The sequence below is a fragment of the Kribbella shirazensis genome (assembly GCF_011761605.1).
Lineage (GTDB): Bacteria > Actinomycetota > Actinomycetes > Propionibacteriales > Kribbellaceae > Kribbella > Kribbella shirazensis.
The window spans coordinates 225,889-251,192 of the sequence record NZ_JAASRO010000001.1; the positions used below are offsets into that span (position 1 = coordinate 225,889).

At 68.1% G+C, this 25,304-nt stretch carries 27 protein-coding genes; 15 read left to right on the forward strand and 12 right to left on the reverse strand.

Features of this window, described 5'->3' with window-relative positions:
* Nucleotide 1: 1 nt before the first annotated feature.
* The gene (locus tag BJY22_RS01060; protein ID WP_167203310.1) at nt 2-310 is read right to left on the reverse strand and encodes a hypothetical protein; all 309 of its coding nucleotides are present in this window, start codon (nt 308-310) and stop codon (nt 2-4) included.
* 117 nt (nt 311-427) lie between these two features.
* Nucleotides 428-2,245 carry a bifunctional metallophosphatase/5'-nucleotidase gene (locus BJY22_RS01065; RefSeq protein WP_167203311.1) on the reverse strand — a complete coding sequence of 606 codons (1,818 nt, stop codon included), beginning with the start codon at nt 2,243-2,245 and terminating at the stop codon, nt 428-430.
* A 141-nt stretch (nt 2,246-2,386) separates the two neighbouring features.
* On the opposite strand from BJY22_RS01065, the gene mshD reads away from it, so the two are divergent.
* The 3 genes from mshD to BJY22_RS01080 all read left to right on the forward strand — a co-directional run bounded on the left by mshD (nt 2,387) and on the right by BJY22_RS01080 (nt 5,057).
* Nucleotides 2,387-3,301 (forward strand): mycothiol synthase, encoded by a 915-nt coding sequence (gene mshD, locus BJY22_RS01070; RefSeq protein ID WP_167203312.1) that lies wholly within the window; start codon nt 2,387-2,389, stop codon nt 3,299-3,301.
* 197 nt (nt 3,302-3,498) lie between these two features.
* The gene (locus tag BJY22_RS41355) at nt 3,499-4,137 is read left to right on the forward strand and encodes a DUF6318 family protein (RefSeq protein WP_337757943.1); all 639 of its coding nucleotides are present in this window, start codon (nt 3,499-3,501) and stop codon (nt 4,135-4,137) included.
* 407 nt (nt 4,138-4,544) lie between these two features.
* Nucleotides 4,545-5,057 carry a PKD domain-containing protein gene (locus BJY22_RS01080; protein WP_167203314.1) on the forward strand — a complete coding sequence of 171 codons (513 nt, stop codon included), beginning with the start codon at nt 4,545-4,547 and terminating at the stop codon, nt 5,055-5,057.
* A gap of 15 nt (nt 5,058-5,072) precedes the next feature.
* Here the strand turns inward: BJY22_RS01080 and BJY22_RS01085 are convergent, their stop codons facing one another.
* Nucleotides 5,073-6,128, reverse strand: coding sequence for an alpha/beta hydrolase fold domain-containing protein (locus BJY22_RS01085; protein ID WP_167203315.1), 1,056 nt, complete (start codon nt 6,126-6,128; stop codon nt 5,073-5,075).
* A 160-nt stretch (nt 6,129-6,288) separates the two neighbouring features.
* Here BJY22_RS01085 and BJY22_RS01090 point away from each other — a divergent pair, with 160 nt between their 5' ends.
* The 8 genes from BJY22_RS01090 (at nt 6,289) to BJY22_RS40920 (ending at nt 15,051) form a co-directional block, all read left to right on the forward strand.
* Complete coding sequence (locus tag BJY22_RS01090; protein ID WP_337759825.1) at nt 6,289-8,394, forward strand: RNA degradosome polyphosphate kinase; 2,106 nt, start codon at nt 6,289-6,291, stop codon at nt 8,392-8,394.
* A 20-nt stretch (nt 8,395-8,414) separates the two neighbouring features.
* A complete protein-coding gene (locus BJY22_RS01095) occupies nt 8,415-9,293 on the forward strand; it encodes an NUDIX hydrolase (protein ID WP_167203316.1) in 879 nt (292 codons plus the stop codon).
* Between the two features lie 140 nt (nt 9,294-9,433).
* Nucleotides 9,434-9,907 carry a bifunctional nuclease family protein gene (locus BJY22_RS01100; RefSeq protein WP_272954806.1) on the forward strand — a complete coding sequence of 158 codons (474 nt, stop codon included), beginning with the start codon at nt 9,434-9,436 and terminating at the stop codon, nt 9,905-9,907.
* A 256-nt stretch (nt 9,908-10,163) separates the two neighbouring features.
* Nucleotides 10,164-11,270 carry a phosphate ABC transporter substrate-binding protein PstS gene (pstS, locus tag BJY22_RS01105; protein ID WP_167203318.1) on the forward strand — a complete coding sequence of 369 codons (1,107 nt, stop codon included), beginning with the start codon at nt 10,164-10,166 and terminating at the stop codon, nt 11,268-11,270.
* 285 nt (nt 11,271-11,555) lie between these two features.
* Entirely contained in the window at nt 11,556-12,611 is a 1,056-nt protein-coding gene (gene pstC, locus BJY22_RS01110) for a phosphate ABC transporter permease subunit PstC (RefSeq protein ID WP_167217727.1), read from the forward strand.
* The gene (gene pstA / locus BJY22_RS01115) at nt 12,608-13,528 is read left to right on the forward strand and encodes a phosphate ABC transporter permease PstA (RefSeq protein WP_167203319.1); all 921 of its coding nucleotides are present in this window, start codon (nt 12,608-12,610) and stop codon (nt 13,526-13,528) included. Before pstC ends, pstA begins: the two co-directional genes overlap by 4 nt.
* 22 nt (nt 13,529-13,550) lie before the next feature.
* The gene (gene pstB / locus BJY22_RS01120) at nt 13,551-14,327 is read left to right on the forward strand and encodes a phosphate ABC transporter ATP-binding protein PstB (RefSeq protein WP_167203320.1); all 777 of its coding nucleotides are present in this window, start codon (nt 13,551-13,553) and stop codon (nt 14,325-14,327) included.
* A gap of 166 nt (nt 14,328-14,493) precedes the next feature.
* Complete coding sequence (locus BJY22_RS40920) at nt 14,494-15,051, forward strand: DUF4190 domain-containing protein (RefSeq protein WP_202890941.1); 558 nt, start codon at nt 14,494-14,496, stop codon at nt 15,049-15,051.
* 42 nt (nt 15,052-15,093) lie between these two features.
* On the opposite strand, the gene BJY22_RS01130 is transcribed toward BJY22_RS40920, so the two are convergent.
* Nucleotides 15,094-15,534: a DUF2752 domain-containing protein gene (locus tag BJY22_RS01130; protein WP_337757948.1), complete on the reverse strand. Its 441-nt coding sequence runs from the start codon at nt 15,532-15,534 to the stop codon at nt 15,094-15,096.
* A 104-nt stretch (nt 15,535-15,638) separates the two neighbouring features.
* On the opposite strand from BJY22_RS01130, the gene BJY22_RS42795 reads away from it, so the two are divergent.
* Both BJY22_RS42795 and BJY22_RS01140 read left to right on the forward strand, forming a co-directional pair.
* Nucleotides 15,639-16,346 (forward strand): RDD family protein, encoded by a 708-nt coding sequence (locus tag BJY22_RS42795; protein ID WP_167203321.1) that lies wholly within the window; start codon nt 15,639-15,641, stop codon nt 16,344-16,346.
* 120 nt (nt 16,347-16,466) lie between these two features.
* The gene (locus tag BJY22_RS01140) at nt 16,467-17,129 is read left to right on the forward strand and encodes an RDD family protein (RefSeq protein WP_167203322.1); all 663 of its coding nucleotides are present in this window, start codon (nt 16,467-16,469) and stop codon (nt 17,127-17,129) included.
* A gap of 2 nt (nt 17,130-17,131) precedes the next feature.
* On the opposite strand, the gene BJY22_RS01145 is transcribed toward BJY22_RS01140, so the two are convergent.
* The 3 genes from BJY22_RS01145 to thiC all read right to left on the reverse strand — a co-directional run bounded on the left by BJY22_RS01145 (nt 17,132) and on the right by thiC (nt 20,043).
* Nucleotides 17,132-17,686 carry a hypothetical protein gene (locus BJY22_RS01145; RefSeq protein WP_167203323.1) on the reverse strand — a complete coding sequence of 185 codons (555 nt, stop codon included), beginning with the start codon at nt 17,684-17,686 and terminating at the stop codon, nt 17,132-17,134.
* Nucleotides 17,683-18,282, reverse strand: coding sequence for a helix-turn-helix domain-containing protein (locus BJY22_RS01150; RefSeq protein ID WP_167203324.1), 600 nt, complete (start codon nt 18,280-18,282; stop codon nt 17,683-17,685). Before BJY22_RS01150 ends, BJY22_RS01145 begins: the two co-directional genes overlap by 4 nt.
* A gap of 138 nt (nt 18,283-18,420) precedes the next feature.
* A complete protein-coding gene (thiC, locus tag BJY22_RS01155) occupies nt 18,421-20,043 on the reverse strand; it encodes a phosphomethylpyrimidine synthase ThiC (RefSeq protein WP_167203325.1) in 1,623 nt (540 codons plus the stop codon).
* 162 nt (nt 20,044-20,205) lie between these two features.
* Between thiC and BJY22_RS01160 the strand changes: the two genes are divergently transcribed.
* The gene (locus BJY22_RS01160; RefSeq protein ID WP_167203326.1) at nt 20,206-20,961 is read left to right on the forward strand and encodes a lysophospholipid acyltransferase family protein; all 756 of its coding nucleotides are present in this window, start codon (nt 20,206-20,208) and stop codon (nt 20,959-20,961) included.
* Nucleotides 20,962-21,085: 124 nt separating this feature from the next.
* Nucleotides 21,086-21,610 (forward strand): hypothetical protein, encoded by a 525-nt coding sequence (locus BJY22_RS01165; protein WP_167203327.1) that lies wholly within the window; start codon nt 21,086-21,088, stop codon nt 21,608-21,610.
* Nucleotides 21,611-21,616: 6 nt separating this feature from the next.
* Here BJY22_RS01165 and BJY22_RS01170 read toward each other — a convergent pair whose 3' ends face one another.
* The 5 genes from BJY22_RS01170 to BJY22_RS01190 form a co-directional block, all read right to left on the reverse strand.
* Nucleotides 21,617-22,615 carry an inorganic phosphate transporter gene (locus BJY22_RS01170; RefSeq protein ID WP_167203328.1) on the reverse strand — a complete coding sequence of 333 codons (999 nt, stop codon included), beginning with the start codon at nt 22,613-22,615 and terminating at the stop codon, nt 21,617-21,619.
* Nucleotides 22,616-22,617: 2 nt separating this feature from the next.
* Nucleotides 22,618-23,250 carry a DUF47 family protein gene (locus BJY22_RS01175; RefSeq protein WP_167203329.1) on the reverse strand — a complete coding sequence of 211 codons (633 nt, stop codon included), beginning with the start codon at nt 23,248-23,250 and terminating at the stop codon, nt 22,618-22,620.
* Nucleotides 23,251-23,389: 139 nt separating this feature from the next.
* Nucleotides 23,390-23,698 (reverse strand): DUF202 domain-containing protein, encoded by a 309-nt coding sequence (locus BJY22_RS01180; protein ID WP_167203330.1) that lies wholly within the window; start codon nt 23,696-23,698, stop codon nt 23,390-23,392.
* A 19-nt stretch (nt 23,699-23,717) separates the two neighbouring features.
* Nucleotides 23,718-24,053: a YidH family protein gene (locus tag BJY22_RS01185; protein WP_167203331.1), complete on the reverse strand. Its 336-nt coding sequence runs from the start codon at nt 24,051-24,053 to the stop codon at nt 23,718-23,720.
* Nucleotides 24,050-25,303, reverse strand: a complete 1,254-nt coding sequence (locus BJY22_RS01190) for a glycoside hydrolase family 3 protein (RefSeq protein WP_202890945.1) — start codon at nt 25,301-25,303, stop codon at nt 24,050-24,052. The genes BJY22_RS01185 and BJY22_RS01190 overlap by 4 nt, the downstream gene beginning before the upstream one ends.
* Between the last annotated feature and the right edge of the window lies 1 nt (nt 25,304).

The following is a 25,304-nucleotide window of genomic DNA, read 5'->3' on the forward strand; positions in this document are numbered from 1 at the left end:
GTTACAGGAAGAACTTGAGCAGGGTGAACGCGAGCGCGGCCGCGGTGGCCAGCGCCGCCTTCCAGGACCCGGCGCCCTGCCGGAACGCCGCCACGAAGACCCCGGCCGTGACCGGCACCAGCATCACGAGCAGTGTGACTCCGGCGGCGTGAACGCCGACGTGCGACTGCGCCGTGAGGACCCACCCCACCACGAACGCGAGGGTCAACCCGAGCCAACTGGTGATCTGCACCGGCCCGTCCGCGCTGCGATGCCCGCGATGTGAGGCCCTGGTGGCCCGCCGATGCGAGGTCGGAGCAACGTGCGCCATACCTCACCTTCCGTAAGTGCCTGAGTACGCAAGGTACCAGCACCCTGACGAGAACGAAAAGCCGGTGCGCCGCGCCTGATGGCGGCGCACCGGCCCTCGTTCGGTCAGCGGTTGGGCTCAGGAACCGACGGAGATCCGGTCGGTGGCGACCGGGGTGTAGGGGTCGTGCGCGGTCAGGTAGTTGGCGAACGCGTCGATGTCCAGCCCGCCGAAGAACTTGTTCGTGGCGGTGGTGAACGCCGGGAAGCCGTCACCGCCGTCCGACAGGAAGTTGTTCGTGACGATGCGGTACGTCGTACCGTCCACCAGCGGCTGCCCGCCGATGTTGATCGAGCCGGCCACGACCTTGGATCCCGCCGCGGCGGTCGGGTTCCAGGTGTAGGTGATGCCCGCGACCTGGAGCACCTTGTACTTCTCCGCCTCCGGCCCGTTCACGCCGGAGAACTGCTGCTCCAGCAGCGCCTTGATCTGCGTGCCGGTCATGTCCATCGAGACCAGGAAGTTGTTGAACGGCTGCACGGTGAACGCCTGTCCGAAGGTGACCTCACCGTTGTTCGACAGCAGATGTTCGCGGATGCCGCCCGGGTTCATGAAGGCTGCGACCGGCACCTTCCCACCGGACACCACCGACGGGTCGGCCAACTGCGCGTCGGCGATCAGGTTGCCCAGCGGCGACTCGAGCGAGTCGTCGGGCGTCCGCACCACCGACGGCGTGGTGATGTGGCCGATCACCTTGTTCTCGATCGGGGCGACCAGTGACTTGTACTTCGCGATCAGCTTGGCCGTGCGCGCGTCCTGCACGACGTCGCGGGTGACGATCTGGTTGTTCGCCAGGGTGTTCACCCGGTCGACGTCACCGGTCGCGTTGTCGATGCTCAGCCGGACCTCGGTGACCAGGCGGCCGAACGACGACGCGCTGGTGACGAGTCGCGGCTTCTTGTCCTTGTCCGGCAGCGAGCAGTTGTAGCCCTGGTGGGTGTGGCCCGAGATGATCGCGTCGATCTCCGGGTCCAGGTTGGCGTTGATGTCGACGACCGGACCGGAGATGCCAGGGCAGCTGTTGTAGGCCGTGCGGTCGGCCGGGAACCCGCCCTCGTGCAGCAGCACGACGATCGACTCCACGCCCTTCTCCTTCAGCACCGGAACCAGCGCGTTCGCCGTCTCCACCTCGTCGGTGAAGGTCAGGCCCTCGACGCCGGCCTTGGTCACGATGTTCGGCGTGTTCTCCAGCGTCATGCCGATGAAGCCGACCTTCCTGCCGTCCTCGAAGGTCTTGATCGTGTACGGCGCGAACAGGGTCTGCCGGGTGTTCTCGAAGAACACGTTGGCCGAGAGGTACTTGAACGTCGCGCCCTCGAACGGGTGCGCCGCGTCGGGGCACGAGTTCTGGTTGTTCTGCCCGTCGCCGTCCGGCAGGCAGCCGCCGGTCTGCATCCGCAGCAGCTCACGCCAGCCCTCGTCGAACTCGTGGTTGCCCACCGACGCAGCCTCGAGTCCCATCCCGTTCAGCGCCTCGATCGTCGGCTCGTCGTGGAACGCGGCCGACAGCAGCGGCGAGGCGCCGATCAGGTCACCGGCGGCGACGGTCACCGACTGCTGCCCCTTGGCCTTCGCGGCCGCGCGGAGCTCCTTCAGGTGCGTGGCGAGGTACGCCGCGCCGCCCGCCGGAATCCCGTTGATGTTGCCGCCCGAGCCGCCGGCGGGCTCCAGGTTGCCGTGGAAGTCGTTGATCGCCAGCAACTGGATCTGTGAATGGGTCGGCGCCGGCTTCTTCGCCTGGGCGGCGGCCGCCTGGTTCGCGGTGTCCGCCTCGGTCGCGGCTCCTGCCTGGCTCACGGATCCCCCCGCGGCCAAGGCGAGTGCCACGGCCGCCCCGGCGGCGAGCAGCCCGACCGCCCGCCGTCCCCCCGACCGCGCCCTGTCTCGTCCTGTCATGGCCTTGTCCTTCCCCGTCGTCTCGGTCCCCGCTGGGTGCGGTCCCACGAAATCCTCCGCGGTTCCGCGAAAGTTACCCTCGGCGACGCGCCCCCGCCAGGACCTGAGCATGAACTCGACCGGACCTTTTACGGTATTCAGGTGACCCTCGAAGCCGTTCCCTCACCGTTGCCCTCGGCCACTGCCGCCGCCGTCACGGAACTCGCCCGCGCCGCAGCAGACAGCGACGGCGTCAACCCGCTCTCCGAGCGCACCCTCCTGCACCTCGACGGCGAACACCCCGACGACGTCCACGTCCTCGCCTACGAAGGCGATCCGGGCACCATCGAGGTCACCGGCCTGCAGAGCGCCCGCAACCTCGTCGGGTACGGCGCCCTGTCGCCCGACGGGTCGGCCGAACTCTTCGTCGCCCCCGATTTCCGCCGCCAGGGCTTCGGTACGGCGCTGCTGCGCATGCTGCTCGACCACGGCGGCCGCCGTACCCGCGTCTGGGCGCACGGCCGCCTCCCCGGCACCGACGAGCTCGCACAGCGCCTCAACCTGGAAGTGGCGCGGGAGCTGTACTTCCTCCGCCGTACCAGGGCCGAACTGCCAGAACCCGTGTGGCCGGACGGCATCGAGGTACGCACGTTCGTGCCCGGGCAGGACAACGACGCCTGGCTGGCGGTCAACGCCGCCGCGTTCGCCGACCACCCCGAACAGGGCAGCTGGACCGCCGCAGACCTGGCCGAACGACTCCAGCAGCCGTGGTTCGACCCCGAGGGCTTCTTCCTGGCCGTCGACACCACCACAGGAGCCGTAGCCGGCTTCCACTGGACGAAGGTCGAGGAGGGCGTAGGAGAGGTCTACGTGGTCGGCGTCTCCCCCGCATACCAAGGCCTCGGCCTAGGCAAGGCCCTAACCCTGCAAGGCCTCCACCACCTCCAGACCACGCGCAACCTGGACGAGATCGTGCTCTACGTAGACGGCACCAACACCGCCGCAAGAGCCCTCTACACCAACCTTGGCTTCACCACCGCAGCCCTGGACGTCCAGTACGCCCCTCACACCCCGTGACCGGCATCACACGACTCCGCACCCGGTTTCGCGTCATAACCCCCACCCGACTCCGTCCCACCACCACCAGGAGCCGTCCGAGCCTCTAACCCCCCAGCCGGGCGGCTCCTGGCCCTTATCCACACCTGCACCTTTTGACATAGAGCCCCAAGCCCACCCCCCGTTACGATCGTGACGACTACGGAGGGCTGACAAAAGTGACACACCGCAACAGGCCAACACTCACCCTTCTGGCCTGCCTAACCACCGCCGCCCTAACCGCCTGCGGCCCCGGCAGCCCCGAGGCGGGGCGTCCAAACACGGCCCCACCGTCGTCGGATACCCGCACCGGATCCACTCCATCTGCCGGCACGACTCCCAGTTCCGGCAGCACGTCCACGCCGGGGTCGACATCGGCGATCCCCACAGCGCCGCCCGATCGACCGACCACCGCCAAGGGCGCCACGCTCACCGCGGCAGAACAGTTCGTCCGGTATTACAGCGACCTCATGAACTATGCGGCCGATACCGGCGACACGGGCGCACTGCGGCAAGCGAGCGACTCGGGATGCGAGAACTGCAAGACGTACGCCGACTTCATCGAGAAGTCGAACGCGGCGAACGGTTTGCTCGTCGGTGACTATCACGAGCACATCACCGACGTGCAGGAGTTGACGCGGGGGAAACCCGGGTTCGCCGGCGGATCGGCCACTCTGACCGTCGGTGCATACACCAGCAAGGAGACGAAGGCCGATACGCCGCTCGTCAGCAAACCAGCTAAGTACACCCGCGAGTTCGCGCTGTCCACCCAAGGTGGGAATTGGGTGATGTACGAGATGAAGCAGACCAAGCAATGAGGCGCACGATCGGGATCGTGGCAGGTCTCCTCCTGAGCTCGGCCTCCCTCCCCGGGACTGCTTGGGGTGTCGCCGATCCGCCAATGGCTCCCCAGGCGGAAGTCACGAACCCATCGGGAGCAAGTCCGCCCCCGGTGCGGCAGCGGAAGAACAAGGACGGCCTCACAGTCGACTCGACCGATTCCGTCACCACGCGCCTGACCGCGGGCAGGCCCCCGAAGAGGACCAAGCCGAAGCCCGAGCAGTACGATTCGGGGACCAACAAGCCGTCCACACCCAGCACCTCGAAGGACTCACTGACCACCGAGATCTCGGATCGAGGCGACCTGAAGCTCAACATCGGTGTCTGCGGTCGGGTGCAGTCTGATGGGACGGTGCCGGGGCCTACTCGGTGTCAGCCTCTTGGGGTGGATGAGCGGCGGGTGGAGTTCCGGACGATTCCGCCGGAGGTGGTTCGGCCGCGGCCGCGGGATGTTAGCTGGGAGTTGGTGCGGTCGGAGACGAAGAATGTGATTTTTCCGGGGTTGTCGGTGAAGGTGCAGCCCAAGGGACGGACCTTGGTGAATCTGGACACCATCGTCTACACCGACGACAGCAAGGTGTCGACGACGACCGTGACGTTGCTGGGATTCCCTGTCGTGGTTGAAGCAACCCCGATCAGTTACACGTGGAGCTTCGGCGACGGGAGCCCGGCAGTCACCACGAGCACCCCCGGTAAGCCGTACCCGTCGAAAGAGATCTCGCACAAGTACATGAAGCGCGGCGGCGTCAGCCTCACCCTGACCACCAACTACGCAGCCCGCTTCAACGTCGCCGACACGGGCTGGCAGTACATCGACGGCACCGTCCCCATCACCGGGCCGGCCACGCCACTCCAGGTCCGCGAAGCCGTTCCGGTCCTCGTCGACCCCGGGCGCTGATCAACTGCTGCGCCGCTAATGAAGGGCTGCGCGAAGGTGATCAGCGAGGTGGGCGTGGGCTTCTTGGACCTTGCCGGGGACGGTTCGGAGGTTGGCGTGGCCGTGGGGTAGGGAGGGGTGGTGGGCGTGGGTCAGGGGGTTGCCGGCGGCGGTTAGGGCTTCGGCGTATTCGAGGCCTTCGTCGCGGAGGGGGTCGAAGCCGGCGGTGGAGAGGTAGGTGGGTGGGAGGCCCGTCAGGTCTTCGGCGCGAAGCGGGGAGACGATCGGGTCGGGGCGGAGGGTGGAGTCGGGGGTGTAGTGGTCGCGGTACCAGATGATGTCTTCCTCGGTGAGGATGAAGCCGTCGGAGAAGAGGTCTCGGCTGGGGCGGCGGGCGACCAGGTCCAGGGACGGGTAGAGGAGGACCTGGAGGGCCGGCTGCGGGAGATCTCGGCGGACGGTTTGCTGGGCTACGACCGCGGCCAGGTTGCCGCCCGCACTGTCGCCTCCCACTGCGACCAGGGCTGGGTCGACGCCTAGGTCCTCGGCGTGGTCGACGGCCCAGGTGAACGCGGCGATGGCGTCCTCGGCGCCTGTCGGCGCGGGCGCCTCGGGGGCGAGGCGGTAGTCGACGGAGAGGACCCGCAGGCCGGCGTCGACGGCGATCGCCCGGCAGAGCGCGTCGTGGGTGTCGAGATCCCCGACCACCCAGCCTCCCCCGTGGAAGAACACCAACAGGCCACGACCCGCGCCGGCCGGGACATAGAGGCGGGCCCCTAGCTGACCGGCGGCGCCCCGGACGGTCAGGTCGGTGACTCTCTGTACTTCGGCGGGTGTGCCGGGGATGAGCTTGCAGAGGTTGCGGAAGCGGGCGCGGGCCGTGGCGGCGTCGGTCTTGGTTGTGCGGGGCAACAGGTTCTCGATGCGCAGGAGCAGTTGCACGTCGGGGTCGAGGGTGTTGCCGTCGATCTGGATCGGTGCGCCGGCCAGCCGTCGGCGTACCGCTGCCGGCAGCTTGTACAGCGGGACGAGGGCATTCGCTTGCGCGGCGGTGATCGTGTCACGCAGTACCGCATCCAGTCGTGGGCTCACAAGGAGTGACGCTAGCAACCAGGTCGTGCGGAACGGCGTCGCAGGCGACGAAAACGTCACACAGGCAACCCGCGGAACGGTTACCCGTTGTTCACGAAAGGGTGGGATCCTGGTCAACGTGGCTGGAGACTTGCTGGCATCCCACAACCGGGAGTACGACGTGGAGCCGCCGTACGACATCAGTGCGGCCGGCGACCTTCCGGAGGGCCGGTTCTCGGACCGGGAGCTGAGCTGGCTGGCGTTCAACCAGAGAGTCCTGGAGCTCGCCGAGGACGACCGGATCCCGCTGCTAGAGCGGGCCAAGTTCCTCGCCATCTTCGCCAGCAACCTGGACGAGTTCTACATGGTCCGGATCGCCGGTCTGAAGCGCCGTATCGCGGCGGGGGTCGCGGTGAAGGCGGCCAGCGGCCTCCTCCCCCGTGAGGTCCTGGACCGCAGCCTGGCGCGCAGCCGCGAGCTGATGGACCGGCACGCGGAGACCTGGCGGAAGTCGGTGCAGCCGGCGCTGACCGAGCAGGGCATCGACATCCTGCGCTGGGACGAGCTGGAGCACGACGAGCGCGAGGACATGACCCGGTTCTTCCGGGAGCGGGTCTTCCCGGTGCTGACCCCGCTGGCGGTCGACCCGTCGCACCCGTTCCCGTACATCTCCGGCCTGAGCCTGAATCTCGCGGTCGTTGTCCGTAACCCGGACACCGGCGGCGAGCACTTCGCCCGCGTGAAGGTGCCGCCGCTGCTGCCGCGGTTCGTGAAGGTCGCCGAGGGCCGGTTCGTGCCGCTCGAGGACGTCATCGCCACGCACCTCGGCCAGCTGTTCCCGGGCATGGAGGTGATCCAGCACCACACGTTCCGGGTGACCCGCAACGAGGACCTCGAGGTCGAGGAGGACGACGCGGAGAACCTGCTGGCCGCGCTGGAGAAGGAGCTGCTGCGTCGCCGGTTCGGTCCGCCGGTCCGGCTCGAGGTGGAGGAGTCGATCGACCCGCAGGTGAAGGCGCTGCTGCTGTCGGAGCTGGGCGTCACCCAGGCGGAGGTGTTCGAGCTTCCCGGCCCGCTGGACCTGCGTGGTCTGTTCACCATCGCCGGCCTGGACAGGGCCGAGCTGAAGTACCCCGCGTTCGTCCCGTCGACGCATCCGCACCTGGCCGAGGTGGAGACCTCCAACCCGGCGGACATGTTCCACGCGCTCAAGCAGCGCGACGTGCTCGTGCACCACCCGTACGACTCCTTCTCCACCAGCGTGCAGCGCTTCATCGAGCAGGCAGCCGCGGACCCGCACGTGCTGGCGATCAAGCAGACGCTGTACCGGACCAGTGGTGACTCCCCCATCGTCGATGCACTCATCGACGCCGCGGAGGCAGGCAAGCAGGTGCTGGTGCTGGTCGAGATCCAGGCGCGCTTCGACGAGCAGGCGAACATCAAGTGGGCCCGTCAGCTCGAGCACGCCGGCTGCCATGTCGTGTACGGCGTGATCGGTCTGAAGACGCACTCCAAGCTGTCGCTGGTCGTCCGCGACGAGCCGGACGGGCTGCGCCGCTACGCGCACATCGGGACCGGCAACTACCACCCGAAGACAGCCAGGCTCTACGAGGACCTGGGGCTGCTCACCAGCGACAAGGTGGTCACCGAGGACGTAGCGCTGCTGTTCAACCACCTGTCCGGTTTCGGTCGCAGCGCCGGCTACCGGCGGATCCTGGTCGCTCCCCAGTCGGTACGGCGGGGGCTCGTCGAGCGGATCGACCGCGAGGTCCAGCACCACCTGGCGGGTCGCCCCGCACGCATCCGGATCAAGGTGAACAGCCTGGTCGACGAGGCCCTGTGCGACGCGCTGTACCGGGCGTCGCAGGCCGGCGTACCGGTGGACCTCTGGATCCGCGGCATCTGCACGATCCGTCCCGGCGTACCTGGTCTGTCGGAGAACATCCAGGTCCGCAGCATCTTGGGCCGCTTCCTAGAGCACAGCCGCGTGTTCCTGTTCGAGAACGGCGGTGAGCCGGAGGTGTGGATCGGCTCCGCCGACCTGATGCACCGCAATCTGGACCGCCGGGTGGAGGTGCTGGTGCAGCTGAAGCAGCAGGACCACGTCACCGAGCTCAGCGACCTGTTCGACCTGGCGATGGACGAGGGCACAGGCTCCTGGTGGCTGCAGGAAGACGACAGCTGGCAACCCCGGCTGAGCGGTCCGGACGGTCAGCCGCTGCGGGATCTGCAGGAGCGACTGATCGCGACCCGTGGCCGCCGCCGGGCGTCCGACGGAATGAGTTAGCCGCGTCCTAGGGTGAAGGTATGAACAGCCCGGCGACGGTCATCGCCGCGGGTGGTGTCGTCTGGCGGGAACGCGGCGACACCCGACAGGTGCTGCTCGTGCACCGCCCCCGGTACGACGACTGGTCCCTCCCGAAAGGCAAGCTGGCCGCCCACGAGCACGTGCTGCTCGGTGCGCGGCGGGAGATCGAGGAGGAGACCGGACAGCAGGTCGTCTTCGGTCCACCGCTCGGTGTGCAGCGGTACCAGATCCGCAAGAACGGCAGTACTGCGCAGAAGCTCGTGCACTACTGGTCCGCCGTACCGGTCGACGACGGCGATTTCGAGCCGAACGACGAAGTGGACCAGATCAGCTGGGTCTCGGTGGAGAAGGCCCGCGGCAAGCTCAGCTACCCGCGTGACGTGGACATCCTGGACGCACTGGACACTGCGGTGCCGGTCGACTCGACAGTGATCGTCCTGCGGCACGCGGAGGCCCTGAAGCGCAAGGACTGGGACGGCAAGGACACGCTCCGCCCGCTCAGCAGCAGCGGTACGGCGGTTGCGGAGCGGCTGACCGGCGTACTGTCGGCCCTCGGCGTGAACAGGATCATCAGCAGCGACGCGGAGCGGTGTGTGGCGACCGTCACGCCGTACGCCGCCGCGATCGACCGCCACATCCACCTGTGGCCGGAGATCTCCGAGCGTGGGTACGACGCCACACCCGAAGGGCTGAGCGGTCTGGCGGACCGGGTGTGGCGGCCGGGCAAGGTGACGGTCGTCTGCTCGCACCGCCCGGTCCTGCCCGCGCTGGCGCGGGAGCTCGGGCTGAAGGCGGAGAAGTTCTCCACCGGCGCGTTCCTGGTCGCGCACCGCCTCGCCGACGGCCGTCTGATCCATGAGCGTTTCAATGCGCCCTAGGAGGGCCGCGACACGGCTCGGTGACGATCGAGGCACAGCCGATGGGGCAGCCGGGTGACACTGGAGGGGACGGGTATGTTCCTACCCGAGGAGCCGGCTCCCCACCGGGCGCCGGTCTGAGGAGAGGTTCGGGGCGCACCATGACGATGATGCGAGAACTGACACTGATCGGGATCCGGATGGAATCACCCAACCGGGCCCCGGTGATGATGCTGCGGGAGACCGAGGGCTACCGCTACCTGCCGATCTCGATCGGCTCGGTCGAGGCGACCGCGATCGCGTACGAGGAGCAGGGGCTGCGGCCGTCGCGGCCACTCACCCACGACCTGATGCGCGACCTGGTCCAGGCGTTCGGCGTACACATCGAGGCCGTCGAGATCGTCGAGCTGCGCGACGCCGTCTTCTACGCCGAGCTGGTCCTGGCCAACGGCGCCCGGGTCTCGGCCAGACCGAGCGACTCGGTGGCGCTCGCGGTCCGCCTGGGTACGCCGATCCGCTGCACCGAAGAGGTCCTTCGGGAGGCCGGCATCGCCACGCCCGAGGAAGAGCAGGCCGAACTGGAGCGCTTCCGCGAATTCCTCGACAGCGTCGCCCCGGAGGACTTCTCCAGCTGACGGCGAAACATCGATCGTTCACACGGATGGTGCGCTGAGCGTTACCGAAACGTGAGCCAACACCCGTTTACATCGACGGAGAGTGACGGCTCTTAACTCAGTTCACCTATTGGCCGCCTCTCGGCACGCCAGACGTCGCACACGCTACCGAAACCGTTCACCGCTCGTTCACCGGCGACGGACCGGTCGGTCACCTGGTCTCCCTACCGTCTGTGGAAGTTCAGAAGTCTGATTCCCGCAGAAGGGCAACATTCTCGTGTCCGTCAATCGCCTGTTCCGCGTCGGCTCCGTCGCCGTGGCATCCCTCGGCGTCCTCGCCCTGAGCGCCTGTGGCAGTGACCCCGAGCCGTCCGGTTCGTCGAGCCCCGACGCCTCGTCGTCTGCCGGCGCCGAGTGCCCGAAGGGCACGCTGAACGCTGAGGGTTCCTCGGCGCAGAAGAACGCCATCGAGGAAGTCATCAGCAAGTACAACGAGAACTGCGCCGACGTCACGGTGAACTACAACCCGACCGGTTCCGGCGCGGGCATCAAGCAGTTCAACGCGAGCCAGGTCGACTTCGCCGGCTCCGACTCGGCCCTGAAGCCGGACGAGCAGACCGCGGCCACGAAGCGCTGCGCCAACAACCCGGCGATCAACCTGCCGATGGTCATCGGCCCGGTCGCGGTCGCCTACAACCTCGACGGCGTCGACAAGCTGGTCCTCGACGGCGCGACCGTCGCGAAGATCTTCCAGGGCACGGTCAAGACCTGGAACGACCCGGCGATCGCGAAGCTGAACGCGGGCGTCACGCTGCCGTCGGCCCCGATCTCGGTGTTCTTCCGCTCCGACGAGTCCGGCACCACCGAGAACTTCACCAAGTACCTGAAGGCCGCCGGTGGCGGTGCGTGGGCCGGCGAGCCGGCCAAGAAGTGGACCGGCACGGGCTCCGGCAAGGAGAAGTCGGCCGGCGTCGCCGAGGGCGTCAAGAGCACCAAGAACTCGATCACCTACGTCGAGTGGTCGTACGCCGTCGACAACAAGCTCGGTGTCGCCCAGATCGACAACGGCTCGGGTGCGGTCGAGCTGACCGCCGAGTCCGCCGGTAAGGCCCTGGCCGCCGCGAAGCCGGCCGGCACCGGGTCCGACCTGGCCCTGAAGCTGGACTACGCGACCAAGGAGGCGGGTGCCTACCCGATCATCCTGGTCACCTACGAGATCGCCTGCACCAAGGGTCTCCCGGCCGAGAAGACCGCGCTGGTGAAGAGCTTCCTGAGCTACTTCGCGAGCAAGGACGGCCAGGCGTCGCTGACCGAGCTGAACTACGCGCCGCTCCCGGCCGAGACCCAGACCAAGGTCGAGGCCGCTATCCAGGCGATCAGCTGATCGAGACGCAGTACTGATGCGAGCCCCGGCCGGTCCGAGTCATCGGAGGCGGCCGGGGCTTCGCCTCGTGAGAACCAGACGTGACCATCACGACTCAGGCGCTGGGAGCACCATCAGATGAGTAGTCCAGACGGCACGGCCCCGCCCGACCGGCCGGACGGCACGGCCACCGGGCAGGAAGATCCGAAGATCGAGGATCTCGTCCATTCCGACGCCGGCCCGACCCCGACGTTCGGCGGCCTGGCCGCCGAACACGCCGAGCACGAGGCGGCGTCCACCGAGGTGATGACCGAGTCCGGCGTCGAGCCCGGCGCTACGGCCGCGCCCGAACCCGACCGGAAACTCGACCTCGGTCCGGTCGGCCATCTCGGCGACCGGCTGTTCGGCGGGCTCGCCCGCGGCTCCGGCGGCCTGGTGGTGCTGATCGTCGCGTTCGTCGGCGTCTTCCTGCTGGCGCTGGCGATCCCGGCGCTCGCCGACGACCGGAGCAGCTTCCTGTTCTCCCGGATCTGGGAGCCCGGCGGCGCGGAGCCCCGGTTCGGTATCGCGGCGCTCTTCTACACCACGGTGATCAGCTCGATCATCGCGATGCTGATCGCGGTCCCGATCGCGATCGGCGTCGCGCTGTTCGTCACGTACTACGCCCCGAAACGGCTGGCGGCCCCGGTCGCGCACGCGGTCGACCTGCTGGCCACCGTACCGTCGATCATCTACGGCCTGTGGGGCATCCTGTTCTTCGCCCCGATCCTGCGGCCGGTGATCGACGGCCTGGACGGTGCGCTCGGCTGGATCCCGGTGTTCGAGAAGCCACTGGGCGACAACGTCGGCGTGGTGTTCACCGCTTCGGTCGTGCTGGCGATCATGATCCTGCCGGTCGTCACCGCGATCAGCCGCGAGATCTTCCAGCAGACGCCGATCGCGCACCGCGAGGGCGCGCTCGCGCTGGGCGCGACCAAGTGGGAGATGATCCGGATGGCAGTGCTGCCGTACGGGCGCTCCGGTGTGGTCAGCGCCTCGATGCTCGGCCTCGGCCGCGCGCTCGGTGAGACCGTCGCGGTGCTGATCATCCTGTCGGTGCCGAACGGCAACGACCCGTGGAACCCGTCGATCTTCGCCGGCGGTGAGACGTTCGCGTCGAAGATCGCCAACAACGCCGCCGAGTTCGACTCGCCGGAGAAGACCGGCGCGTACATCGCGGCCGGCCTGGTCCTGTTCGTGGTGACGTTCCTGGTCAACTCCGCGGCCCGGATCATCGTCGACCGCAGCGCCCCGGGCGGTAAGCGGCCACGCCGCAACCGCAGCGCGGGTGGGGCCGCTGCCAAGGAAGGAGCCGTGGCGTGACCACGCTTGCAGCGAACAAACCGGCGTACGACGGGCAGACGCTCGACCTGACCGGGAAGTCGGGCGCCCGGGCGTTCAGGAACACGCTCGCCACGGTGCTGATCACCCTCGCCTTCGTGCTCGCCCTGATCCCGCTGTTGTGGATCCTGTGGACCGTCATCAGCAAGGGCTACAACCTGCTGTTCGACGCCGGCTGGTGGGGCGAGTCGCAGCGCGGGATCACCGTCCGGCGCGAAGGCGGCGGCGCCTACCACGCGATCATGGGCACCCTGATCATGGGCCTGATCACCGCCTTGATCGCGGTCCCGATCGCCATCCTCGGCGCGATCTACCTGGTCGAGTACGGCAAGGGCACCCGGGCCGCCAAGGTCGTCAGCTTCATGATCGACATCCTCACCGGTGTCCCGTCGATCGTCGCCGCGCTGTTCGTCTACGCGGTCTGGATCACCGTGTTCGGCTTCAACCGCGTGGGTTTCGCGGTGTCCCTGTCGCTGGTGCTGCTGATGCTCCCGGTCGTACTGCGGTCCACCGAGGAGATGCTCAAACTGGTCCCGGACGAGCTACGGGAAGCGTCGTACGCGCTCGGCGTACCGAAGTGGAAGACGATCCTGAAGGTCGTCGTACCCACCGCGTTCGGCGGCATCGTCACCGGTGTGATGCTCGGTCTGGCCCGGGTGATGGGTGAGACCGCGCCGCTGCTGATCCTCGTCGGCTACTCCAAGAACATCAACCTGAACCCGTTCGACGGGTTCATGGGCGCGTTGCCGACGATGATCAACCAGGACCGGACCGAGCTGGCGCTGGAGCCGGCCGCGGACCGGGTCTGGGCGGCGGCACTCACGCTGATCCTGCTGATCCTGGCCCTCAACCTGCTGGCCCGGCTGATCGCCCGGTTCAGCACCATCAAGTCGAAATAGTCACGAGAGGTTCTGAGTCGATATGGCGAAGCGCATCGAGGTCAGCGGCCTCAACGTCTACTACGGCGATTTCAAGGCCGTGGAGGACGTGTCGATGACGGTCGAGCCCCGCTCGGTCACGGCGTTCATCGGCCCGTCCGGCTGCGGCAAGTCCACGTTCCTGCGCACCCTGAACCGGATGCACGAGGTGATCCCCGGCGCCCGGGTCGAGGGCAAGGTGCTGCTGGACCAGCAGGACCTGTACGCCTCCGGCATCGACCCGGTCGCGGTCCGGCGGGTCGTCGGCATGGTGTTCCAGCGGCCGAACCCGTTCCCGACGATGTCGATCTTCGACAACGTCGCGTCCGGGCTGAAGCTGAACGGGGTCAAGGACCGCAAGAAGCTGGCGGAGGTCGTCGAGCAGTCGCTCAAGGGCGCCAACCTGTGGACCGAGGTCAAGGACCGGCTGGACAAGCCCGGCGCGGGACTGTCCGGTGGTCAGCAGCAGCGGCTCTGCATCGCCCGGGCGATCGCGGTCGAGCCCGAGGTCATCCTGATGGACGAGCCGTGCTCGGCGCTGGACCCGATCTCGACGCTGGCGATCGAGGACCTGATCGAGAAGCTCAAGGACAAGTTCACCGTCGTCATCGTCACGCACAACATGCAGCAGGCGGCGCGGGTCTCGGACCAGACCGCGTTCTTCAACCTGGCCGCGACCGGCAAGCCCGGCCGGCTGATCGAGATGGCGCCGACCAAGCAGATCTTCTCCAACCCGTCGGAGAAGGCGACCGAGGACTACATCACCGGCCGCTTCGGCTGATCGGCCCGGACAGCAGTCACGGCCGCCGCGAAGGTTCGCGGCGGCCGTGGGCGTTGTGGAGCCCTTGACACGCGGAGGGTCCGGCAACCGGAGTGGGAGCAAGACCGCGAACCTGTGAAAAAGATAGTCTGCGCTGATTCCTCAACCTTCTGCGAAGGGAACCGCGGTGAGCACACCTACGCCACCACCCGGCGACGACCAGAACGACCAGGACGGCCCGCAGGGCACACCTGGCCAGTCCGGCGGCTACGGTCAGCAACCGGGGTACGGCCAACAGCCGGGACAGCAGCCGGGGCAGGAACCGGGCTACGGTCAGCAGCCTGGGTACGGTCAGCAGCCTGGCTATGGTCAGCAGCCGGGCGGGTACCCGGGTCAGCCGGGTCAGCCAGGCCAGTACGGGCAGCAGCCGCCCGGGTACGGCGCTCAGCAGCCTGGCCCGTACGGACAGCAGCCAGGTGCCTATGGTCAGCAGCCGGGAGCTTACGGCTACGGCCAGCCCGGCGCCGCTCCGCAGAACAACACACCGAAGGTGCTGTCGATCATCGGCATCGTCTGCTGGTTCTGCTGTTCCCCGGCCGCGATCGTCCTCGGACTGATTGCGCAGGGCAAGTTCCGGGAGCAGGGCCAGCCGGACACGCTGGCGAAGGTCGCCTGGATCGGCGGCATCGTCGCCGTGGTGGTCGGCGTCCTCTCCTACGCCGCCGGCATCCGGCCCGGTCAGTAGACGTTCCGGCCGGGCGGCGACGCCGCCCGGCCGCTCCCGTCGTCAGACAAGGTTGCGCGCGACGCCGAAGACGACGAGGAGCGCGATCACCGCGGTCAGCAGACGCTCGGCCGTGCGCGAGCTCATGCGCAGGCGGGGAAGTTTGACGAGGCGGAGCGACTCGAGGGACCAGGCGAGTACTTGGTAGCCGACGGCAACGCCGATCAGGGGACCGAGGACGAGGACCACGGCGTTGAAGTGCCAGGCCTGGGCCAGATCGCCGTGCAGCAAGGCCGCTGCCATCCTCGTCGACCCGCACAGCGGGCAGTCCAGACCGGTTGTCGCGTGCAGGATGCACGGTACGCCGATCCGCCCGCCGGACACCTGGTACACCCCCGCCAGGGCGAACCCACCTACGCCGACAGCGGACAGGCCCCAGATGCGGCGGTCCAGCGGCTGGACCGGACCGGTGGGGCGGAGTACGACGCTCTGCGAGATCGACACATGACAACGGTAACTCTCATCACCTGGGATCCGCTGGGTGCACTGAGCCGTCGGACCATTAGCCTGCAACTCACTCCTCAATTAACACTCTAGAAGGGATCGTCGTGAGCACTCCGACGCCACCACCGGGTTACGGCCCGCAGGACCCCCAGCAGCCGGGCCAGCCCGGTCAGCCGGGTCAGTACGGACAGCAGCCCGGGTACGGCGCCCAGCAGCAGCCTGGCTACGGGCAGCAGCCCGGTTACGGCCAGCAGCCCGGTTATGGGCAGCAGCCTGGCTACGGGCAGCAGCCGGGGCAGTACGGGCAACAGCCGGGTTACCCACAGCAGCCCGGGCAGTACGGGCAACAGCCCGGCTACCCGCAGCAGCCGGGTCAGTACGGCCAGGCCGGGTACGGAGCTCCCACAGGTGAGCTGGCCAGCTGGCCGCAGCGCGTCGGTGGTTACCTCGTCGACGGTGTGATCTACGGCATCCCGGGCGGTATCGGCAACGCCCTGACCCAGAACGACGAGAACACCGGCCTGCTCATCGTCGGCCTGGTGTTCTCGCTGATCGGCGTCGGCCTGTTCGTCTACAACCGCTGGATCCAGCAGGCGAAGACCGGCCAGACCTGGGGCAAGAAGGTACTCAACATCAAGCTGGTCGGCGCGGATACCGGTCAGCCGATCGGTGTCGGGAAGACGATCCTGCGCGACATCACGCACATTCTCGACAGCCTGGCGTGCTACGTCGGCTGGCTCTGGCCGCTGTGGGACCAGAAGAAGCAGACGTTCGCGGACAAGATCAACAACACCTACGTCGTCAAGGTCTGACACCCGGCCTGACGTCTCCGGACGCCGTGACCTGTTCAGGTCACGGCGTCCGGTCGTTCCCGGCCCGACCTGGAACGATAGGCCTGTCGACGCACGAGCCAGGAAACGGAAACCTCACAGATGAGCACACCACCCGGGTACGGCCCGCCGCCCGGCGACGAGCCCCGGTACGGGCAGCCCTATGGACAACCCCAGTACGGTCAACCGCAGTACGGACAACCGCACGGGCAACCGCAGTACGGCCAGCCACACGCGCAGCCGCAGTACGGGCAGCCTTACGGACAGCCGCAGTACGGACAGCCGGGTTATGGCTACGGGTACGGCTACGGGCGGCAGGGTGCTCCAATGGCGAGCTGGGGTGCTCGGGTCGGGGCGTCGCTGATCGACAGTCTCATCTCGCTGGTGCCGATCCTGCTCGGGTACGGCGTGATGATCGGTGCTGCCATCGATCAGTCGGCCAACGATTCGTACGACGACGACCCGCCGGTGTACGCGATCATCCTCGTCCTGGTGGGCTTCCTCGCCAGCATCGGACTGACGCTGTGGAACAGGGTGTTCCGCCAGGGCCGGACCGGACAGAGCGTGGGCAAGAGCGTCCTGCACATCCGGCTGATCGACATGGTCACAGGTCAGCCGATCGGCGCCGGGCGGTCGTTCCTGCGCGACTTCCTCAGCGGCGTCTTCAACAACGCCTGCTTCCTCAACGTGCTGTGGCCGTTGTGGGACGAGCAGCAGCAGACGTGGCACGACAAGGTCGTGAACACGTACGTGGTGAAGACCTGACCTCAGTGTGAGCGCAGCAGGCCGGCACAGGTCACTGCCCACAGGACGCTGCTGAACGTGCCGATGATGAAGCGCTCGGCAACGGCCTGGGGCGTGACCGAGGCAGGCTGGTCGGGGCTGCGCAGTTCGGGGTACCGGGCCAGGCCCTTGATCGCGAGAACAATGGCGATGCCCTCCGGCCAGCCGGAGACCAGTGCGGCGTAGACGGCTGTTCGCTCGAGCGCACCGATCAGTGCGCCGCCACGCAGTACCTCACCGGCCTTCTGCGTCGACTGCGCCCGCGTACTCCCCCGGTCTGCCAGAGCCATCACAGAGGTCGTCAGTGGGCCGCCACCGGTCACTGCGAGCGCTCCAGCGAGCAGGAGCAGCACGTTCCACCAGCGCTCGGCCCAGTCGGCCACTCCGTCACCAGCGAGCAGCAGTACGCCGACAGCGCCCAGACAGGCCAGCATGACGCCACTGATGACGATCTCGACGGTGGAACCGGACTTGGGGATCCACGCCAGGACGGCGAGGACCAGTGCCGCTGCGGTGAGCGACAGGACCAGCGCCGTCACGCAGCCGCCCCGGCGTCGAGGAGGTCCGCGGCCAGCACCCGTCCGCGCTGCTCCTCGGCGAATCCCGCCGCCTGCGCACGTTGGGTCACCGCCGACTGGCTGATGCCGAGTTTCACGCCGATCTCCCGCCTGGTGAGTCCTTCGGCCAGCAGGTCCGCCACTGCCCAGCCACGCTCGCTGCGGCGCCGCAGTACCGACGCCATCAGCCACAGCACCGTTTCCACCTGCTCCGCCCTGCGCGAGTCCGTGCCGACCACGTTCACGTGGTGCGGACTGGACTTGGCCCGGTTCACCGCCTCCCGGGCGAGCACGAACGCCGCGCCGCTACCCGCCCGGGTGCTGCGTGGCAGCGGCTCGGCGACCTCGCCGATCCCGAGTCCGATGTACCAGCTGTCCGCGCGGAGCAGCTCGACGATCACGTCGATCGTCGTACGCCCCTCGGACAGCACGCCCTGCACCTCGTCGCCGGCGGTCCGCTCGAACTTCCGCAGCAGGCCGCTGCGCCGCGGCCGGCGGTTCAGGGAGTTCAGAAGCTCGGGTACGAGATCGCTCGTGCTTCGGCTGCCGCGCTGATCTACCGTGAGAACGAAGACCATCGCCCTGCACCTCCTTCCGGACGGGTTAAGGCTACAGTCTTATTCACGTAGAGTGAAGGCCAAAACCTGAATCGCTTCACCCGGTCACTCCCCGTATCCGGCCCGGGATACGGCGTACCCCGGGCCGGAACGGCCGGCTCAGTCGGCGAGCGGCAGGTAGAGCTTCTGATCGGTCGCCTTGAAGGACTCCGACATCTCGGCGAACCCGGCCTCGACGGCCTCGGTGGAGGTCAGGCCGCGTTCCTCGGCGTACGCGCGGATGTCGGCGGTGATCCGCATCGAGCAGAACTTCGGGCCGCACATCGAGCAGAAGTGCGCGGTCTTCGCGGGCTCGGCCGGCAGCGTCTCGTCATGGAAGGACCGCGCGGTGTCCGGGTCCAGCGAGAGGTTGAACTGGTCCTCCCAGCGGAACTCGAACCTTGCCTTGGACAACGTGTCGTCCCAGGCCTGCGCGCCGGGGTGACACTTGGCCAGATCCGCCGCGTGAGCGGCGATCTTGTACGTGATCACACCGGTCTTCACGTCGTCGCGGTCCGGCAGCCCGAGATGTTCCTTGGGCGTGACGTAACACAGCATCGCCGTACCCAGCCAGCCGATCTGCGCCGCCCCGATCGCCGAGGTGATGTGGTCGTAGGCCGGCGCCACATCAGTTGCCAATGGCCCCAAGGTGTAGAACGGGGCCTCGCCGCACAGCTCCTCCTCGAGCCGCACGTTCTCCGCGATCTTGTGCATCGGCACGTGTCCCGGTCCTTCGATCATGACCTGGACGTCGTGCTCCCACGCCACCTTCGTGAGCTCGCCGAGCGTCCGCAGTTCCGCGAACTGCGCCTCGTCGTTCGCGTCCGCGATACACCCCGGCCGCAGCCCGTCGCCCAGCGAGAACGTCACGTCGTACTCGCGGAGGATCTCGCACAGTTCCGCGAAATGCGTGTACAGGAAGGACTCCTGGTGATGCGCGAGGCACCACGCGGCCATGATCGACCCGCCCCGCGACACGATCCCGGTGATCCGCCGCGCGGTCAACGGGACGTACCGCAGCAGTACGCCGGCGTGCACGGTCATGTAGTCGACACCCTGCTCGCACTGCTCGATCACGGTGTCGCGGTACACCTCCCACGACAGCGCGGCCGGATCGCCCTTCACCTTCTCCAGCGCCTGGTAGAGCGGCACTGTCCCGATCGGGACGGGTGAGTTGCGCAGGATCCACTCCCGCGTCTCGTGGATGTTCTTGCCGGTCGACAGGTCCATGACCGTGTCGGCGCCCCACCTGGTCGCCCAGACGAGCTTCTCGACCTCCTCCTCGATCGAGCTGCTGACAGCGGAGTTGCCGATGTTCGCGTTCACCTTCACCAGGAACTTCTTCCCGATGATCATCGGCTCGCTCTCCGGGTGACACCGGTTCGCCGGGATCACGGCCCGGCCACGGGCGACCTCGGAACGGACGAACTCCGGATCGAGGCCCTCCCGAACGGCGACGTACCTCATCTCCTCGGTGATCACCCCGGCCCGCGCGTGCCCGAGCTGGGTCCGCGGCTCGCGCCCGGCGATCCACTCGCGCCGCAGCGCGGGCAGACCTGCCTGTACGTCGATACTCGCGGACGCGTCGGTGTACGGACCGGACGTGTCGTAGAGGTCGAAGTGTTCGCCGTTGGTGAGGTTGACGCGGCGCGCCGGTACGCCGAGCTCACCGCGATAGATCTTCTCCGAGCCCGAGATCGGACCCGTGGTGACGGCCGGACGGATCGTGCTGACGTTCACCATGCTGCTACTCCCTACGCCGGAATTACCCGGACAGGTTCGGCGGTCGGCGGCGCCGGCCAGGTCGATGTCTGGTCCAGCCGCCCTCTCAGCCCACTACGGTGCGAGCTCCCGCGATCTCCAGTTGTCACCGGACACCCTAGACGAAGCCTGTAGCGTCTAGGGATGCGAGACCTCGTCTACCCGCCCGTCATCGGCTTCGCGAAGACCGCCTTCCGGGCGCTCGACCTCAGGATCCGCCGGACCGGGACCGAGCACGTTCCGCGGACGGGTGGAGCCCTGATCGCGATCAACCACATCAGCTACGTCGACTTCGTTCTCGGCGGGTACGGCGCACTCCCGGCCAAGCGGCTCGTCCGCTTCATGGCCAAGGAGGTGCTGTTCCGGAACCGGTACTCCGGTCCGCTGATGCGCGGCATGCACCACATCCCGGTGGACCGGGAGGCGGGCGGCGCGTCGTACCAGAAGGCGCTCGAGTACCTGGCGGCCGGTGAGGTCGTCGGCGTCTTCCCGGAGGCGACGATCAGCCGGTCGTTCGAGCTCAAGGAGTTCAAGTCCGGCACGGTGCGGATGGCCGCGGAGGCCGGCGTACCGGTGCTGCCGATGATCCTGTGGGGCACCCAGCGGATGTTCACCAAGGACCACCCGCGGGACTTCAGCAGGCATCGCCCGATCTCGATCAGCATCGGCGCGCCGATGACCGTGACGCGCGACGACGACCCGGCGGAGGCGACCACGCGGTTGCGGGCGACGATGGCCGGCATGCTGGACGAGACGATCCGCGCCTACCCGGAGCAACCGGCCGGTGCCTGGTGGTTGCCGGCGTCGTACGGCGGCAGCGCGCCGACCCCCGAGGAGGCCGAGCGGCTGGACCGTGAGGAACTCGCCCGGCGGGCCGAGCGGCGCAAGTCGGCCGGCTGAAGACCTTGACCCTCGGCGCGGATCGAGGGTACGAAAGCTCTCATTGACGAAACAGGAACCTGGGGGGTCCCTGTGCGGCGGGCGGCTGGGGTGGCTCGCGTACTCGAGCGGGCGGGGGAAGGTTTTGGTCGATTCAACCGAAGAGCTGCTACTGTTCGAGCCGGGGGCGATGACGCCGGCGCCGCACGTGGCCGAACACATCCCGGACGCGGGTGCGTACTTCGTCGACTGGGCGACCCGAGGGCTGCCCGCGGACCGCGCCCGCGAGATCGAGTCCGCGGTCAACGGCCGGCGGAACCAGAACGGCTGGTTCCCGCTCGAGACGCTGGACAGCATCGGCAGCCGGGGGTCCTGGCGCGGTCCGCTCACCTATCTGGCGCAGATGACGGCCGACGACCCCCGGATCCTGCAGGAGTGGGCCGTGGACGGGCTCAGCGGTGACCAGGCGAGTCGCATCGAGGCGACGGTCGACCACCTGCTGCACCAGCAGGGCCACGCGGCCGCGGCGACCTGGGCAGTTGCGGTACGGCCCCGCACGTTCCTCGACGCGGAGATCCTGGGCGATCGCCTGCTGGCCGCCTGGGAGTACAACCTCGGCTCCATCCGCAGCAAGGACGTCGCCAAGGCCGTGCGGCGCTGGAACCGGTAGCCGGCGTTACTCGAGGATCAGGTGGGCGACGGCGTACACGAGCGCCGCGACCGCTCCGGCCGCCGGGATCGTCAGGATCCACGCGGTGACGATGCCCTTGGCGACGCCCCAGCGGACGGCGGACAGCCGCTTGGTCGCGCCGGCGCCCATCACCGCGGACGTGATCGTGTGGGTGGTCGAGACGGGCGCGTGCAGGCCGATGGCCATCACGTACAGGACCCCCGCCGCGACCGCCTCGGAGGCGAATCCACGGGCCGGGTCCAGGTGGATGATCCGGCGGCCGAGTGTCCGCATGATCCGCCAGCCGCCGGAGTACGTGCCGAGCGAGATGGCGGTCGCGGCGGAGATCTTCACCCACAGCGGAATGCCGTCGCCCTTCTGCACGTGGCCCGTGGTGAGCAGCGCCAGGAAGATCACGCCCATCGTCTTCTGCGCGTCCTGCAGACCGTGCCCGAGCGCCATCGCGGCCGCGGACAGCGACTGCGCCATCCGGAAGCCGCGGGTGGTCTTGCCCGGGTTCTGGCGCCGGAACAGCCAGAGGATCGCGAGCATCAGCAGGAACGCGCCGAGGAAGCCGATCGCCGGCGACATCACCATCGGGATGACGACCTTGTCGAGGATGCCGGACCACAGCACCGTGCTGGACGAGGCCAGGCCGGCGCCGACCAGACCGCCGATCAGCGCGTGCGACGAGGAGCTGGGCAGACCGAAGTACCAGGTGATCAGGTTCCAGGTGATGGCGCCGATCAGGGCCGCGATCACCACCACCAGACCGTGCGTCCCGGACGGCGTGGTGATGATGCCCTTGCCGACCGTCTCGGCCACCTCGGTGCCGGCCAGGGCGCCGAGGAAGTTGCACGCGGCGGCCATCACGAGCGCCACCCGGGGCGTCAGCGCCCGGGTGGACACCGACGTCGCGATCGCGTTCGCGGCGTCGTGGAAGCCGTTGGTGTAGTCGAACGTCAGCGCGATGACGACGACCGCGACGACGAGCGCGAACTCCACGCTCAGCTCTCCTTGACGGCGATCTGCTCGACCGTGTTGGCGACGTGCTCGAACGCGTCGATCGCGGCCTCCAGCAGGTCGACGACGGTCTTGAACTTCATCACTGTCAGGGCGTCGTACTCGCCGCTGAACAGCTTGGCGATGATCCGGCGGTGGACCGCGTCACCGGTGTTCTCCAGCCGGTTGATCTCGATCCAGTACTCGGCCAGGTCCTTCATGGTCCGCAGCCGCGGCATCGTCTCGGCTGTCAGCTGGGCGGCGCGCTGCAGGACCTCGATCTGCTCGGCGATCTCCTCGGGCAGGCTCTCCAGGCTGAAGAGGTGGACGGCGTCGACGGCCTCCTCCATGAAGTCCATCACGTCGTCGAGGTCCGAGGCGAGGCGGTAGATGTCCTCGCGGTCGAACGGTGTGACGAAGGTCGAGTTCACCCGCCGGATGATCGAGTGGGTGGTCTCGTCGGCCGCGTGTTCCGCGTCCTTCATCTGGGCGGCGATCTGATGGCTCGACGAGAGCCCGGTCCCCGCCGTACTGCCGAGCAGTTCCGCCAGGATCCGGGATCCCTCCACGAGGTGGTTGGCGGACTCGGTGAAAAGGTCGTAGAACGTCGGGTCGTTCGGACGCAGACGTAACGGCACTTCAAGCTCCGGGTGAACGAGGGACAAACCGTGAACATGCTAGGGGGAACGGACCGCTGATGCGGCATCCGCCGGGTCAACGTACCGCGTCGTGATGAACTGCCCCGTGGGGCAATATACGGTTGGTAACCGATCAGTTTCACCGTGTCACCACGGCGTACAGGTCGAACAGCCCCACGACGAGTACCAGGCCGGCCGCGACACGGAGGACGTTCTGGTGGCCGAGAGCATGGACGGCGCCGCCGTTGGTACGGCGGTACACGGCGCTCACGGCGGCCCAGCAGCCCAGCGACAGCACGAGAACCACGATGCCGAGACCAGTCCGCACCTGCGACGAACCGTAGCCGGAGGCAAGCAGCAACGCGCCGTTGGCAATCAGTCCGAGGGCGGTACGGCGCCACGCGAGCAGGGTCCGCTCCGGCTGACGTCCTGGATCCGGTGTGCTCATCGCCACATTCATCGCCCCGCTATCGCCACAGGGAGAACAGCAGGCCGATCATGCCGACGACGGCGATCGTTGCTCCGAGCATCAACGGCAGCCTGGTCACGGGGAGTGCGCCGCCGCGACGGATCGCGATCAGATTGACCTGCCAGCGACGGAACGCCGCGCCGGTCGTGACGATACCGGCGAGGACCAGGATGACGCCGATGATCCGGGCCACCCAGCGGTCCGGTCCGAGATCGAGGAACTGCACCGCGGACAGCCCGCCCGCGTAGCAGGCCAGCGAGGTCCGCAGGTACGCCAGGTAGGTGCGCTCGTTGGCCAGGGTGAAGCGGTAGTCGGGCTCCTCCTCGTCCGTCATCCGCAGCTCACCAGGCCGTGGTCCTGTTTGAGGGTCAGCACACGCCGAACGCTACTCGTCAGCTTCGCGGCGAACGACTTGTCCTCCTCGGCCTTGGCGACCAGCGCGTCGACCATGGTCGCCGTCAGCCCGGCCCTGGCGTTGATGACGATGTCGCCGCCGGCCGCGACGAACCGGGTCGCGCGGTCGCCCGCCGGAACCGACGCCACCTCCGCGGCGGCGCCGACGTCGTCGGTGATCACGACCCCGCGCCAGCCGAGATCGCCGCGCACCATCCCCTCGATGACGGTCGGCGAGAACACCGCGCGGTTCTTCGGGTCGATCTTCGTGTACGTCACGGTCGAGATCATCACCATCGACGTACCGGCCGCGATCCCCTCCGCGAACGGACGCAGGTCGGCGTCGCCGCGCACCGTCACGTTGTCGACGACACCGGAGGAGAAGTCGGTGTTGCCGCGGACCCGTCCGAGTCCGGGGAAGTGCTTGACCGAGGTGGCGACGCCGGCGTTGCGCATGCCCTGAACGAAGGCCCGGACACCCTGAGCGGCCTCTTCGGGTGTGTCGCCGTACTCACGGTCCAGCTCGCCGATCGGTGCGTTCTGCGACTTGAGCGAGCTGGGTACGACGTCGGCCACCGGTGCGAGGTCCACGCTGACGCCGGCCTGCTTGAGTTGGCGGCCCCACTGCTGCGCCTCCGCGGTGAGCTTCGCACTGGACCAGGTGCCTTGGACCGTGGCCGCCGGGATGCGGTCGAACCCGGCGCCCTTGAGACGCTGGATCTGGCCGCCCTCCTGGTCCGCTGCGATCAGCGGACGAACCCCGTGCACCGTGGCGGCGGCATTGACCGCTGCCATCGCCGTACGGGTGCTGGAGAGGCTGCCGCCGTTGCCGACCAGGAACACGCTGCCGGATTTCTCCTGCTGTACGACGGCACGCTGGGCGGACGTCATACCGCGGCCGTCGATGCCAGTCATGATCAGCTGGGCGGCCTGCTGGCGCAGCGTCAGCGCTTGCAGCTTCTGGTCGATGCAGCTCGGCGCCTTTGTGGGCGTCGGCTTCCGTGTCGGCGTCGCACTTGGCGTGTCGGTCGGGGTTTCGGTCGGCGTGGTGACCGGGCTGCTCGGTTCGTCGGTCGTCGGAACCGAGGACGACGGGACGGTGCTCGGACCTGCTGTCGGTTCGGATCCACTGTCGCCGCAGCCGGAGACAGCGAGGGCAGTCAGCGCGATGAGCGCGACCGGACGCCTCATG